The 12,717-nt window shown below is 59.0% G+C and carries 15 protein-coding genes and 1 other RNA gene; 7 read left to right on the top strand and 9 right to left on the bottom strand.

The window, feature by feature from the left end; genetic code table 11:
* Window positions 1–60: 60 nt before the first annotated feature.
* Window positions 61–624, top strand: coding sequence for a hypothetical protein (locus ACR3E0_RS10885; RefSeq protein WP_480478789.1), 564 nt, complete (start codon window positions 61–63; stop codon window positions 622–624).
* Between the two features lie 20 nt (window positions 625–644).
* Here the strand turns inward: ACR3E0_RS10885 and ACR3E0_RS10890 are convergent, their stop codons facing one another.
* The 9 genes from ACR3E0_RS10890 to ACR3E0_RS10930 form a co-directional block, all read right to left on the bottom strand.
* Window positions 645–1,103 (bottom strand): SspB family protein, encoded by a 459-nt coding sequence (locus ACR3E0_RS10890; RefSeq protein ID WP_480478790.1) that lies wholly within the window; start codon window positions 1,101–1,103, stop codon window positions 645–647.
* Window positions 1,104–1,179: 76 nt separating this feature from the next.
* Window positions 1,180–2,433, bottom strand: coding sequence for a chromate efflux transporter (chrA, locus tag ACR3E0_RS10895; protein WP_480478791.1), 1,254 nt, complete (start codon window positions 2,431–2,433; stop codon window positions 1,180–1,182).
* Window positions 2,430–3,245, bottom strand: coding sequence for a chromate resistance protein ChrB domain-containing protein (locus tag ACR3E0_RS10900; protein WP_480478792.1), 816 nt, complete (start codon window positions 3,243–3,245; stop codon window positions 2,430–2,432). Before ACR3E0_RS10900 ends, chrA begins: the two co-directional genes overlap by 4 nt.
* A 129-nt stretch (window positions 3,246–3,374) precedes the next feature.
* Window positions 3,375–3,806 (bottom strand): ester cyclase, encoded by a 432-nt coding sequence (locus ACR3E0_RS10905; protein WP_480478793.1) that lies wholly within the window; start codon window positions 3,804–3,806, stop codon window positions 3,375–3,377.
* A 98-nt stretch (window positions 3,807–3,904) separates the two neighbouring features.
* Window positions 3,905–4,276, bottom strand: a transfer-messenger RNA (tmRNA) gene (gene ssrA, locus ACR3E0_RS10910).
* Between the two features lie 36 nt (window positions 4,277–4,312).
* A complete protein-coding gene (locus tag ACR3E0_RS10915; protein ID WP_480478794.1) occupies window positions 4,313–4,675 on the bottom strand; it encodes a DUF4345 family protein in 363 nt (120 codons plus the stop codon).
* Between the two features lie 62 nt (window positions 4,676–4,737).
* Window positions 4,738–5,388, bottom strand: a complete 651-nt coding sequence (locus tag ACR3E0_RS10920; protein WP_480478795.1) for a hypothetical protein — start codon at window positions 5,386–5,388, stop codon at window positions 4,738–4,740.
* Window positions 5,389–5,401: 13 nt separating this feature from the next.
* The gene (locus tag ACR3E0_RS10925) at window positions 5,402–6,802 is read right to left on the bottom strand and encodes a selenium-binding protein SBP56-related protein (RefSeq protein ID WP_480478796.1); all 1,401 of its coding nucleotides are present in this window, start codon (window positions 6,800–6,802) and stop codon (window positions 5,402–5,404) included.
* A gap of 128 nt (window positions 6,803–6,930) precedes the next feature.
* Complete coding sequence (locus ACR3E0_RS10930) at window positions 6,931–7,662, bottom strand: FadR/GntR family transcriptional regulator (protein ID WP_480478797.1); 732 nt, start codon at window positions 7,660–7,662, stop codon at window positions 6,931–6,933.
* 69 nt (window positions 7,663–7,731) lie between these two features.
* On the opposite strand from ACR3E0_RS10930, the gene ACR3E0_RS10935 reads away from it, so the two are divergent.
* The 6 genes from ACR3E0_RS10935 (at window position 7,732) to frr (ending at window position 12,713) form a co-directional block, all read left to right on the top strand.
* Window positions 7,732–8,541, top strand: a complete 810-nt coding sequence (locus ACR3E0_RS10935) for a DUF2182 domain-containing protein (RefSeq protein WP_480478798.1) — start codon at window positions 7,732–7,734, stop codon at window positions 8,539–8,541.
* 4 nt (window positions 8,542–8,545) lie between these two features.
* On the top strand, window positions 8,546–9,250 hold the full coding sequence (locus tag ACR3E0_RS10940; protein ID WP_480478799.1) for a DUF1326 domain-containing protein: 705 nt from the start codon (window positions 8,546–8,548) through the stop codon (window positions 9,248–9,250).
* Window positions 9,250–9,777, top strand: a complete 528-nt coding sequence (locus ACR3E0_RS10945; protein ID WP_480478800.1) for a DinB family protein — start codon at window positions 9,250–9,252, stop codon at window positions 9,775–9,777. The genes ACR3E0_RS10940 and ACR3E0_RS10945 overlap by 1 nt, the downstream gene beginning before the upstream one ends.
* Window positions 9,778–10,881, top strand: coding sequence for a dimethylsulfoniopropionate demethylase (locus ACR3E0_RS10950; protein ID WP_480478801.1), 1,104 nt, complete (start codon window positions 9,778–9,780; stop codon window positions 10,879–10,881).
* Window positions 10,882–10,966: 85 nt separating this feature from the next.
* Window positions 10,967–11,962: an acryloyl-CoA reductase gene (gene acuI / locus ACR3E0_RS10955; RefSeq protein WP_480478802.1), complete on the top strand. Its 996-nt coding sequence runs from the start codon at window positions 10,967–10,969 to the stop codon at window positions 11,960–11,962.
* A 187-nt stretch (window positions 11,963–12,149) separates the two neighbouring features.
* Window positions 12,150–12,713, top strand: coding sequence for a ribosome recycling factor (frr, locus tag ACR3E0_RS10960; RefSeq protein ID WP_480478803.1), 564 nt, complete (start codon window positions 12,150–12,152; stop codon window positions 12,711–12,713).
* Window positions 12,714–12,717: the final 4 nt, after the last annotated feature.

Consider the following 12,717-nt stretch of genomic DNA (forward strand, 5'->3'; position numbering starts at 1 on the left):
GACCATTGTGTGCTTGGTCCGCACGGCTACAATGAAGAGGCTGCGGTTGTGGAGGCATCAATGCACGTATTCGGTCGAATAACCCGTTTGAGACTACCCATATTTGCAGCAGGTCTCGCGGCGCTTGTGTCACTGCTGAGCGTTTCTGCGCGCGCCACTGAAATCGCGCCCTTTGTGGGCGACTATGTCGGGTCGGCAAATCTGGTTGATGTGGATGGCACAACCACTCCGAGGGACATGAGCGTTTCGATCCAGGAGATTGACAGAGGCTTTAATGTCAGTTGGAAAACAACGACATATAAACTGGACGGTCGTGTAAAAGAACAGAAATTCTCAATCGACTTCCAGCCATCGGATCGCCCGGACGTGTATTCAGCGGCCATGAAACGAAATGTTTTCGGGCATGAAGTTCCCCTGAACCCGATGAAAGGCGAACCCTTTGTCTGGGGCCGCATCGAAGGCCCAACCCTGACGGTGTTTTCCCTGTTCATCAGCGAAAATGGCGGCTACGAGCTGCAACAATACGACCGGACCCTCACCGATGGCGGGTTGAACCTGTCCTTTTCGCGGTTCATCAACGGCGAAAAATCCCGATCTGTTGAGACGTTTCTCAGGAAAAAATGACGCCTGCACCGTGCAGGGCGCTATTTGCGAAAACTGTCCAGGGACACAACGTCCGCATCATGCTGTTCTTCCGCCTCTTCGACTTCGATTGACTCTTCGACAATGTGATCGTCGTCCTGTTCGTCCTCTGGGCTTTCGAACCGCAGGCCAAACTCGACAGACGGGTCAACAAAGGTCTTGATGGCCACGTAAGGTATGTACAGAGTTTCGGGCGCGTCGCCGAAATTCAGCGTGATGGCAAAACCCGCATCGCCAACCTCAAGACTTTCGAACCAGTGCTGCATGACGATCGTCATCTCTTCGGGATAGCGTTCCCGCAGCCAGTCGGCCAGTTCAACACCATCCTCACGTGTGTCGAAGGTGATGAAGAAGTGATGCGCGCCGGGCAGCCCGGTTTCGGAAATACCGGTCAGGACGGTTTTGATCAGCCCGCGCATGGCGGTGTGCATCAGGTTTCCATAGTCGATGTCTTGCGACATGTGTCATCCTCGAAAGTGGTGGCCTTCAGCATAAGGGTTTTGTGCGGAAACGAAAGGGCACGAATCGCCTGATTGATCAGATAAAATGCGCGACCATTCCGGCGGCGGCCATCAGGGCCAGAACCGACGCCATCCCCATTTTGAAGCGGAAAATCAACACAGCCGCCGCGAGTGTCAGGACAAGGGCCGTGACATCAAGCGTGCCGAGGTCCGGGACTGGGAGGCTTGCAAAGCCCAATGTTGCCTGCGGGACAGAGCCAAAAAGAACATTCAGCCCGAACCACACGGATAGGTTGAGAATCACGCCAACAACGGCGGCGGTGATCCCGTGCAGAGCCGCCGACAGGCGCGGGCGGGTGGCAAGCCGGTCCAGATAGGGGGCCGACAGAAAAATCCACAAGAAACACGGAACAAATGTGGCCCAGAGCGCGACCGCACCTGCCGCCAGCGCCATTGTGACCCCGCCGGTCATCTGACCGGTCAGCATGGCGACGAATTGAGTAACCAGAATCAGGGGCCCCGGCGTTGTTTCCGCAAGGCCCAAGGCGTCGATCATCTGGTTGGTGCTGATCCACTGGTATTGATCCACAACGGTCTGAGTCATGTAGGCGAGAACGGCATAGGCTCCGCCAAAGGTGACAACCGCCAGACGTGCGAAAAACCAGCCCAGATCGCTAAGCAGCGTCTGACCGGTCACGCTGAGCAGAATCAACGGACCCAGCCAAAGCGTCAGCCAGACAGCGGCCGTTCGGAACGGGCGCGCTATAGTTGCGGCTGAAGGGGCTGCGTCGCCGGAGGCAGCGCCCGTGAATGTGATGTATCCCCATATCGCAGCCGTTAGAATGATCAGGGGAAACGGCAGGTTCAACAGAAAGATCGCAAGAAAACCCAGCCCCGCGATCACACGGTGCTCGACATCCGTCAAAGCCCTGCGCGACAAATTCAAAAGCGCCTGCAGGACGATCACGATCACCGTCGCCTTGACCCCCAGAAACGCGGCCTGAACCAAGGGCAGATCACCAAAGGCGGCATAAAGCAGGACCAGCACAGCGATCACCAGCGCGCCCGGCAGCACGAAAAGTCCACCCGCGATCAGGCCTCCGGTCACGCCTCGCAGGCGCCACCCGGCATAGGTCGCCAATTGCATGGCCTCCGGACCCGGCAGCAACATGCAGAGGGACAAAGCACGCAGATAGGTTTGCTCTTCCAGCCAGGGGCGGCGCTCGACAAGCTCCTGATGCATAAGCGAGATCTGGGCGGCTGGCCCGCCAAAGGACAACAGTCCGATCCTGCCGAACACCCGGATCAGATCCTTGACTGTCGGCGTCATGATTTGCGGTCCGTCGGCCAGTCGTGACCCTCGTTGGCTCCATCGCGCGCCCAGCGATACAGGGCGTCATAGAGATGCAGCCCGGCTTCGAGGTTGTCGTGATCATCACGGTACTGGCGCGACAGGCCAACCGAGACGGCCAGCAACCCGGCAGCCTCGGGCGCCAGGTCATGTCGGTTTGTATCCGCTGCCCGAATGACCGTGGCCAACCGGTCCAACGCGGGGGATTGCAAACTGAACTCCTCCAACATGGTGTCAAAGGTGCATCTGTCTCCGCGGTGGCTCCAGAATGTGTTTTCAATGTCGAACGGGACTGCTCCGAACCTGTCGGCGACGCTTTCGACCTCCGCTGGCGCCACGAACAGAAATTTGGCCTTTGGGTCCACGAATCTCCGGATCAGCCAGGGGCAGGCGATCCGGTCGATCTTGGGGCGGTGGCGCGTCACCCAGAGTGTGTGGCCGGACACAGGCGCGGGCAGGGCGGATACGGGAATACGCAGGCTCTCGGGCAACTCCCGCCACGCGTACATCCCACCTTCCAGATACTCGGCTGCGTGCCCTTCGCTGCGCAGCCATGAGACGAGACCCTGGCTCAGTTTCTTGCCTTTCTGGCAAATAATGACGCTGGGACGATCTGTCAGCAACCTTAGAAGCCCATCAATGTCGTCGGCGGGATGACGAATGGACCCCGGGATCAGATAGGGATCGGCCTCAAAATCCGGGTCCAGACACACGTCAATCAGGGCCGGGGCCTGCGGTGTGCCGATTAAACGCAAGAGTTGTCGTGGGGTAATAGAGGTTGGCGACGCCATGGCATGTTTCCTCGCAATCTCGGATACATGCGAAACTTGGGCAGTTGCCTCACGGGGTGTCCGCAATGTTACCCCATGGCACTTGCTACCGCGCAAGCGCCTTGGGGGTCAAGAATGGTTTGCACCCGATCAGGCCCAGTCGAGCCTTTGCCCGGTCATGCAGACCGGCAACGTGTCCTGCGGAAACTGTCCCAGCTGTTCGAACAGTGAAACGAAGTCGAACTGGTTATAGGTTTCGACCATCATGCCATCCTTGAACCGCGCCATGACCTGGCCGGTCACCTTCAGGGGGGCTCCGTTGTCCGCTCGCGATGTGCTGACATGCAGGATGGCCGACACCCAATCCCCGTTTTCCATGATCTTGGGCAAATCCACCTTGATATCCCCCAGCACGTGCCGGAAGGCCATGACCAGATCGCGAAAATCATCTGCTCCGACCTGCATTTCGGGGATCAAACCCTCAGCCACCGTGTCCGGGGCGAAAAACCGATCGATTGCGTCGGTGTTCCCCTTCTCCCAAACCTCGGAATACCACGCCCTGAGTATGTCTGAATTCGTCATCCCGGCTCTCCTGTCTGTCCGATGCGACATTGGCAAACAGGGGTGAACAAACCCTGAATACGAACACAAAAAGAGTTAAGCTCAGACAAAATGGGGAGAGTGCAGGTTTCTGTTGCCAGGTACCTGCGAACCCCGCCTTACGCGGCTAGGCGCAAGGGCTTAAGTTTCGGTCTTGCTACTGCTTACGCAGCAACTGCAACCGGAGCACGATTGTCATTTGCAATTGTACTGTTTTCGCCGGTAACGGTGGCAGACCGCCGAGACAAAGCTAACCCCTTTAGACGTTCGTCGATCCTGTTTCGGCCCCCCGATTCTGACGAGATCCTCAAATGAAGGATACCTCCAGAAGGTATATGGTGGAGCCGCCGGGTACCGCCCCCGGGTCCGATCCGCTTATTACGAGCGCGTTTATGTCCATAGTCCCGAAGGACAAGACTTATATAGGTGAGGTGATGGCCGGATGCAAACCCGGATTGATGCCAGTCAGTGTGTTGAATACCAGTACTTTAGGTGGTTCTGTTGATGTTTGCCGCAATCAGCCAGACGGCCAGAACAAGTTCGATTCCACCAAAGGTCAGCGCTTTGACCAGTGGCGGGTTGTCCAGAGCGACCGAGACAAACCGGCCCAGGGCTGCCCCGGCGTAGACGACCCCAAGCATGGTATAGGCCATCGGGGCATTGAGCCACAGAACCGCGACGCCGGTGACAACGAACAGGCCACCGACCGAGGCGCGCATTTCACTCAGCCCCATGGTGCTGTTTGTCGGGGCAAGGTCCAGCGCCGAGGCGGTGTAGGCCGGTGCCAGAAAGCCGAACATCCCGAAGCCTATCGTCAGAAGTGCCGCAATCACATTGAGGGCTGTAACCATTCTATCCTCGCCTCCTCCGGTTCGACTGTGAACGTAATCCACTGACGAATAAAGAAAAGCACCTAAATCGCCGACCACAAGCCCAATACGCCGACAAGGATCAGGCTCAGTGCCCAAACCAGCTCCAGATTGAACCAGCTGCGCGACAGGAATTGCAGACCAAGCCAGCGGTAGACGGCATAGGCCAGAACGCCACCGCCCAGGACCATCGCCGCCGTGTGGATGGCCGCGACCGCCAGAACCAGCAGGCCATTGGTGGTCATGATCTCCGACACGGCGCGGTGCCCGGTGTCCAGTTCATCCAGCCCGCACAGACCCAGATAGATCGGCACCAACATCAGGGCGGCACCATGCGCCAACGCAACGAGAAATGACCACAGGGCCAGTTTGCTGGGCGGGATGCGGGACAGCATACGCGGATGGCGGCGCGTGATGGCGATGTAGAGGCCCATGGCAATGACGATGAGGGCGGCGCCGATGCGGATTTCCTGTTGGTAATCCACCAGTACCGTCATCAATGCAAAGGGTAGCAACACACCCAGCATTGCCACAAAATGCCCGCCTGCCAGGGCGGCCAGCGCCCGCCACAGGGCGGACTGCCGTTGCTCCATCAGCGCTGACGACACCGCCAGCGGCCAGCCCATTCCGGGGTTTAACCCGTGATAAGCTCCGCTGAGCACAACGGCCAGCCAGAGGCCGGCCGTCGATGTCATCAGCCATTCCAAATCAGACGGACGGGTAGCAGAAGCTGTCCGTCGAGCAATCGCCGCCTTCCAGACGGATCTGGTGCGCGCGGTACCCGTCCGGGAAATCGACCCAGAACTTCGGGTCCAGTGTCAGCCCACCGTTCTCGCCCACATCCGCCTTGACCATGGCTGCGCCACGCTCGCCGGGATAAAACTGATCATCCCACGTGGAATACAGCGAGTTGGTCCAGTAGACCCGTTTGCCATCGCGGCTGATCTCGACCATCTGCGGGCCGTAGCCAAAATCCTGACCATTCGGATGCTTGGTTTTCTTGACGATGCCGCCGATCTCGACCTTGCCCGCAAGAGTCGGGTTCATCGGGTCCGAGACATCATATTGATGCATCTCACCGGTGCCCCAGCACGCGACATAAAGGTACTTGTCATCGAGGCTGAGGTCGATGTCGGTGACCAGGGGAGGCACCGCAGAGAACCCTTTCAGCAGCTCTGGCAGGTCATCCGGATCGGCAGGTTGCGGGTCGATTGTGATCGTCTTCTTGGCCTCGAACGTGCCGTCATCATTGCGCCACCAGGTGAAGATCGCGCCCTGCAGGTTGGTCGTGTCGACAACCACGCCGCAGAACCCGTATTGCTTGACCGGATCATGCGCGGGCCGGATCTCCAAGGCCATCTGGTGGTTTTCCCCAAGGTCGATGGTCTGGATATTGGTGCGGCTGCGCAGGTTCCAGAAATGGATGCTGTGCCCGTATTTGTTGGACAGCAAGTCTTCGGCCACGATCCCATTCTCGAACTGAGGCGGAAGACCCCATTCCGAGCTGACCATGTAGTCGCGGGGCAAGTTCCACCAGAAATCATAATGCTTGTCCTGCACCCCGCGTTCGATCTCATAGCGACCGATGATTTCAAAGCTCTCGCAATCCATGATGAAGATACCCGGAGGCCCGTCGGTGCCGTCCTCGCCACCGCCGCCAAGGGTGCTGACATAGATCCCTTCGGGTCCGCAATGGATAGTGTGCGGGCGGGAATATCCTGTCTTTGCAAAGACTTCTTCGGGTTCGATGATCTTGTGGATCTTCGCCTCCAGCGGGCTCTTGACGTCAATGATGTAAATCCGGCTGGACCGTATGCCGGGGACGATCAGATACCGGCGCTCCAGAAACGCATGTCCGCTGAGCGGGGACAGAGACGAGGAACAGGCATTCCATCCGAAATGGTGAAACTCATCGCCTTTTTCGGGCATGATCACCTGATGCACGATCTTGCCGAAATCATCCGACGTCGGATCGACATTCACAACCGCCAGCCCGTCAGGTTGCGAAAAGTCAGGACTGAGCATCAGCGTGAAAGCAAGCGTCTCAGTCGGGCCCTCCATCGCCAGCTTGGCCGATGGATAAAAGGTAGGGTCCGGTCTTTGGTTCATAACGTCCTCCCGTAAGTATTTGATATTCAAACTATAGTGAGAGTTCCGATCTTGATGCCGGATGTCATGCTGCCTGCTCTTGCTTCCTTTTGCCTGTTGGTCTGCGTCAAGATCTCGGGGCTCGGCACCTACGCGGGTTTGCGCCGTCGCTGCGCCACGTCGTGGGCAAGTTGCCTTGTATAGGTTTCCAGTGCCGCCAGTGTGTCATCCACGGTTTGAGCGTCGCGGGCCTCCAACGCGTCGGCGATCGTGGTGTGAAGGGCGATGATTTCCTCGCGCGAGCGTGCGGTGAAGGTAATCATATTCATCAGCGGTTGCATGGCCTCGACCGCGCCGGCCAGTTGGTAGGACAGAACCGGGTTGCCGGCGCCGTCGACCAGCGCGCGGTGAAACGCCACGTCCGAGGCGCAGAACGCCTCATCCGTCAGCCCGGGCTGCGCCTGACGAAAGATTTCGGCCCGCATCGTGGCCAGTTGGTCCGCCGTCCGCCGCTCGGCCGACAACGGCGCGCAGGCGCGTTCCAGCGCATAGCGCGCCTCGCATGCGGTGTCGAAACTGACCGCGTTCATCGACAACAGCAACGTCGAGGTGGTGATCTGCTGAGAATACGCGTCTTCAAAGTTCAGCCGATTGACAAATGCGCCTCCCGAAGCACCGCGCTGTGTGCGGATCAGGGACTGCGCCGCCAGACGCTTGAGTGCTTCCCGCACGGTGGGGCGGGACACCTGAAATTGATCGGACAGTTCCGCCTCGGACGGCAGGCGCGCATCCACGATCAACTCGCCCGAAACGATCGCGTCCCGAATGGCCTGCGCAATTTGTGCAGAGAGGTCAGCAGGCTTCTGCGGGTCTATCTTCATCTGCCGGAGGCCTTCGATTACGATTTTATTTGTCTGACATTTAAAAGTCTGACATTTGAAAAGCAAGAGATGAGTCGGGAGGATCACGTGAGTCGCGCCATTCTACGCAGCGGTTTATGGCTGGGCTTTTATGTCCTGATCCTGTGGGCATGGTGGCTCATGTTCTCGATGAGCCGCGACATGGACCTCGACTGGATCGGTCGGCCAGGCCCGATGGGACAGGCGATGGCGGCGATGGATCCCCGCATGGACATGTACATGCCGATGGCCGAGTTTGGCCCGCTGTTCTGGATGTGGGCCATCATGATGGCGGCCATGATGTTGCCGACACTGGTGCCGACTTTGCGCAGCTACGACGATCTGATCCGCAGCGCCGATGGCACGCGGGTGGGGTGGCTGGGCGCTCTAACCGGATACTTCATCGTCTGGGTCGGATTTGCCGCGCTGATCACCGGCGTCCAACTGGCGTTGTTGTTCGGTGGGGTTGTGGACATGCTCGGCATTGCAAAGTCTTCGCTGGTTGCAGGCGGTCTGCTGATTGTTGTGGGTGCTTTCCAGTTCACCCGCGTGAAAGAGGTTTGTCATGGCGTCTGCCATGCCCCGATGACGTATTTCCTCGGTCACTGGAGAACCGGATTCGGTGGTGGTGTGCGCATGGGTCTTGGGCTGGGTGCATTTTGCGTTGGCTGTTGCTGGGGCTTCATGGCGCTTGGTTTTGTCGGCGGCGTCATGAGCCTGCTGTGGATGGGTCTCGCAACCCTTTTCATGGTATTGGAAAAGCTTCCCCAGGTCGGTCATGTTGTGACCCGACCGATGGGTTTCGTGTTGATTGCGGGCGGCGTCGCCCTGCTGATCTATCCTATTGCATTCGGAGGATAAGCCTATGGCCAAGAACAGAAAACCAGAAGCCGACAGGTTGCCCGTCAGCCAGCGGATCGACAGCCGCATGCCCAACCCCAAACGGCGTGAGATGAGCCCGACGGAATGGTCCATCAAGGGCGAGTTGATCCTGAACTGTTCCTGCGATGTGTTCTGTCCCTGCGTGGTGTCCTTGGGTGCGCATCCGCCGACCGAGGGGCATTGCCATGCCTGGATGGGCGTGATCATCGACCAAGGCCATTTCGAAGGCGAGGATCTGTCGGGTCTGAACGTCGGCCTGCTGGTCGACATTCCCGGGCGCATGGGCGAGGGGCAGTGGAAAGTCGCGGCCTATGTCGATGAACGGGCCAGCGGAAAGGCCTATAACGGTCTGCTGCAGATCTTCAGCGGTCAGGCCGGGGGAACTACGGGCCTGTTCACCATGCTGGTCAGCGACATCATCGGAGCCGAACGCGCACCTGTCGAGATCGAGCGCGACGGCACCAAGCGCCGCATCATGATCGGGCGCAAGATTCAAGGTGAGATCGAAATGCTGGCGGGCAAGGACCCGGAACACCCGGTGATGGTGTCCAACTCGAAATACTGGATGGGTCCCGACATCATCGTGGCACGCGGCACCAAGTCCAGGGTGCGCGACTATGGCCGGGTCTGGGATTTCGGTGGCAAGTCCGCTGAAATCTGCCCCATCAACTGGCACGGGCCAAAGTGATGATCACCGGCGCCTATGCCCGCGAAATGGCACGTTACAACCGCTGGCAAAACAGTCAGTTGTCAGAATTTCTTCAAGCATTAACCACCGAAGAACTGACCCGCGAACGGGGTGCTTTCTTTGGATCAATTCTCGGCACGGCAAACCATCTGCTGTGGGGTGACTGGATTTGGATGTCGCGCTTTGACAAGGGGCCGGGACCGGAAAGCAATACGCACCGGCCTGGGGGTGGCATTCACGAGAGTGTTTACCTTTGCGTCGATCTTTCCGCGTGGTTACCGCTGCGTGAGACGGTTGACACCCGGATAGACACCTGGGCCGATACACTTGGCGATGCCCCTCTGACCGGCCCGTTCACATGGTATTCTGCCGCGAAAGAATCCGATATTACATTGCCTTACGCGCAATGCGTGATGCATTTTTTCAACCACCAGACCCACCACCGGGGACAGTTGCACAAGATGCTGACAGAGACCGGATCGCAAGCCCCGGTCAGCGATCTTGTCTTTATGCCAAGGGGGAATTGAATGCCGCAGATTTCCTTGTCGCGCCGCCTGCGACGCACCCCATTTTCCGACGGGGTCGAGGCCGCAGGGGTTAAGGCATATACGGTCTATAACCGCATGCTCTTGCCCACGGTGTTCGAAAATGTCGAAGCGGACTACCGGCATCTGAAAACCCACGTTCAGGTCTGGGACGTGTCTTGCGAGCGGCAGGTCGAACTGCGTGGTCCGGATGCGGCACGCCTGATGCAGATGCTGACACCGCGCGACCTGCGGGGCATGTTGCCCGGCCAGTGCTACTATGTGCCGATTGTCGATGAAACCGGCGGCATGCTGAACGACCCGGTGGCAGTAAAACTGTCCGAAGACCGCTGGTGGGTCTCGATCGCTGACAGTGATCTGTTGCTGTGGGTCAAGGGGTTGGCCAATGGCTATCGCCTGGATGTTCTGGTCGATGAACCGGATGTCTCACCGCTTGCGATACAGGGGCCCAAGGCTGACGAGCTGATGTCGCGCGTATTCGGGGATCGGGTGCGGGATATCCGTTTCTTCAAGTTCGACATGTTCGAATTTGAAGGGCGTGATCTGGCGGTTGCCCGGTCGGGGTACTCCAAACAGGGCGGGTTTGAAATCTATGTCGAAGGCAGCGATATCGGAATGCCGTTGTGGAATGCCCTGTTCGCAGCAGGCGCGGATCTGCAGCTGCGCGCGGGATGTCCGAACCTGATCGAGCGGATCGAGGGGGGGCTGTTGTCCTATGGCAATGACATGACAGACGACAACACGCCGCATGAATGCGGTTTGGGCAAATTCTGCAACACGCACACGGCCATCGGTTGCGTCGGTCGGGACGCGTTGCTGCGGGTTGCCAAGGAAGGTCCGGTCCAGCAGATCCGCCCGATTTCCATCCAGGGCGACCCGGTGCCACCTTGTGAACAGCCCTGGCCCGTATACGCTGACGGCAAGCGCGTGGGGCAGGTGACCTCGGCGACCTGGTCGCCGGACTTTGGGACCAATGTCTCGATCGGCATGTTGCGCCTGAGCCATTGGGATCCGGGCACGGCACTGGAGGTTGAAGCGCCGGATGGCATGCGCTCTGCGACAGTGCAGAAGCAGTTTTGGATTTAACAGGCAGCAGGGTGGCCCCGCAGCCGTCAGTTTTTGGCCAGGCACGTATCTGAACTGGTCGCCTCGGAACGAAAGGAATGTGCATATGTTCAACGCATTGGTGATGGAAAAAGACGAAGAGAGCGGTCTGGCGAGCGCCTCGGTGCAGCAACTATCGCCGGACGCCCTGCCGAATGGTGACGTGACCGTGGCGGTCGAATATTCCACGGTGAACTACAAGGATGGCCTGTGCCTGTCGCCCAAAGGTGGCGGGTTGGTGCGCTCTTACCCCCATGTGCCGGGTATCGACTATGCCGGCACGGTCGAGGCGTCCTCGGACGATCGATACAAACCCGGTGACAAGGTTGTTCTGACCGGCTGGCGCGTGGGCGAGGCCCATTGGGGGGGCTATTCGCAAAAGGCCAATGCGCTGGCGGACTGGCTGGTCCCATTGCCCGATGGGCTGGATGCACGTCAGGCCATGGCCGTCGGCACCGCCGGGTTCACAGCAATGCTGGCTGTCATGGCGCTTGAGGATCACGGTCTGACGCCGGATCATGGTCCGGTGCTGGTCACCGGCGCTGCGGGTGGTGTGGGATCGGTTGCCACAGCGATTCTGGGCCATCTGGGGTATGAGGTGGCCGCCGTCACCGGGCGTCCGGAAACCGGCGATTACCTCAAGTCTCTGGGTGCGACCACAATCGTTCCGCGCGAAGACCTGAACGAGACGACAAAGCGCCCGCTGGAAAGCGAAAGCTGGGCCGGCTGCGTCGATGCGGTCGGTGGCGCAATGCTGGCCCGTGTTTTGGGACAGATGAAATACGGCTGTTCGGTTGCTGCGGTTGGTCTGGCCGGCGGAGCGGCACTGCCCGCAACCGTGATTCCATTCCTTCTGCGGGGTGTGAACCTGTTGGGGATCGACAGCGTCATGCAACCCTATGACAACCGCGTCCGCGCATGGCAGCGGATCGCCACCGATCTGCCCATGGACAAGCTTGAAGCCATGATTCAACCCGCCACCTTGTCCGATCTGCCGCAACTGGGCGCCGATATCCTGCAAGGTCACGTCAAAGGCCGGGTCGTTGTCGATGTAAACGCCTGACGCAAGGCTGGATTGACAGGGGCCGACCGATGCACTGCAGCGGTCGGCCCACACGTTTTCCGGATGGCGCGAAATGGCCGAAACAACCGTGGCCATTGCCACAATTCCTGACCAAGATTGCTATACATCCCATTTGTGATGGCTTATGACCCATCCAAACATCACTTGAATACGGGGAGTGAGCAGCATGTCTGACGATTTCGAACTCGACACCGATGATCTGAAACGCCGCATGGACGGCGCGATGGCCAACCTCAGAACCGAATTTGCCTCCCTGCGGACCGGACGTGCCTCGGCCTCGATGCTCGAGCCTGTGATGGTCGATGCCTATGGCGCAATGACCCCGATCAATCAGGTCGGCACAGTCAACGTGCCCGAACCCCGGATGGTAACCGTCAATGTCTGGGACAAGGGGTTGGTTGGAAAGGTTGAAAAGGCGATCCGGGAAAGCGGATTGGGCATCAACCCGCAACTGAACGGCACGATCATCATGCTGCCGATCCCTGAGTTGAACGAAGAACGCCGCCGCGAGCTGGGCAAGGTCGCCGGGCAATATGCCGAAAGCGCCCGCGTTTCGATCCGCAACGTGCGCCGCGATGGCATGGACCAGATCAAGAAGGCCAAGGCCGACGGCCTGTCCGAAGACGATCAGCATTTCTGGGAAAGCGAAGTCCAGGAACTGACGGATGAGATGATCAAATCCGTTGACGCCGCGCTTGAGACCAAGCAGGCCGAAATCATGCAGGTCTGAGCCG

This window comes from Ruegeria sp. AJ12 (assembly GCF_056536245.1).

Excerpts from the sequence above, each read along its gene's own strand:
- ACR3E0_RS10885 (WP_480478789.1), top strand. The coding sequence starts at position 61 with ATGCACGTATTCGGTCGAATAACCCGTTTGAGACTACCCATATTTGCA.
- ACR3E0_RS10890 (WP_480478790.1), bottom strand. The coding sequence starts at position 1,103 with ATGTCGCAAGACATCGACTATGGAAACCTGATGCACACCGCCATGCGC.
- chrA (WP_480478791.1), bottom strand. The coding sequence starts at position 2,433 with ATGACGCCGACAGTCAAGGATCTGATCCGGGTGTTCGGCAGGATCGGA.
- ACR3E0_RS10900 (WP_480478792.1), bottom strand. The coding sequence starts at position 3,245 with ATGGCGTCGCCAACCTCTATTACCCCACGACAACTCTTGCGTTTAATC.
- ACR3E0_RS10905 (WP_480478793.1), bottom strand. The coding sequence starts at position 3,806 with ATGACGAATTCAGACATACTCAGGGCGTGGTATTCCGAGGTTTGGGAG.
- ACR3E0_RS10915 (WP_480478794.1), bottom strand. The coding sequence starts at position 4,675 with ATGGTTACAGCCCTCAATGTGATTGCGGCACTTCTGACGATAGGCTTC.
- ACR3E0_RS10920 (WP_480478795.1), bottom strand. The coding sequence starts at position 5,388 with ATGACATCGACGGCCGGCCTCTGGCTGGCCGTTGTGCTCAGCGGAGCT.
- ACR3E0_RS10925 (WP_480478796.1), bottom strand. The coding sequence starts at position 6,802 with ATGAACCAAAGACCGGACCCTACCTTTTATCCATCGGCCAAGCTGGCG.
- ACR3E0_RS10930 (WP_480478797.1), bottom strand. The coding sequence starts at position 7,662 with ATGAAGATAGACCCGCAGAAGCCTGCTGACCTCTCTGCACAAATTGCG.
- ACR3E0_RS10935 (WP_480478798.1), top strand. The coding sequence starts at position 7,732 with ATGAGTCGGGAGGATCACGTGAGTCGCGCCATTCTACGCAGCGGTTTA.
- ACR3E0_RS10940 (WP_480478799.1), top strand. The coding sequence starts at position 8,546 with ATGGCCAAGAACAGAAAACCAGAAGCCGACAGGTTGCCCGTCAGCCAG.
- ACR3E0_RS10945 (WP_480478800.1), top strand. The coding sequence starts at position 9,250 with ATGATCACCGGCGCCTATGCCCGCGAAATGGCACGTTACAACCGCTGG.
- ACR3E0_RS10950 (WP_480478801.1), top strand. The coding sequence starts at position 9,778 with ATGCCGCAGATTTCCTTGTCGCGCCGCCTGCGACGCACCCCATTTTCC.
- acuI (WP_480478802.1), top strand. The coding sequence starts at position 10,967 with ATGTTCAACGCATTGGTGATGGAAAAAGACGAAGAGAGCGGTCTGGCG.
- frr (WP_480478803.1), top strand. The coding sequence starts at position 12,150 with ATGTCTGACGATTTCGAACTCGACACCGATGATCTGAAACGCCGCATG.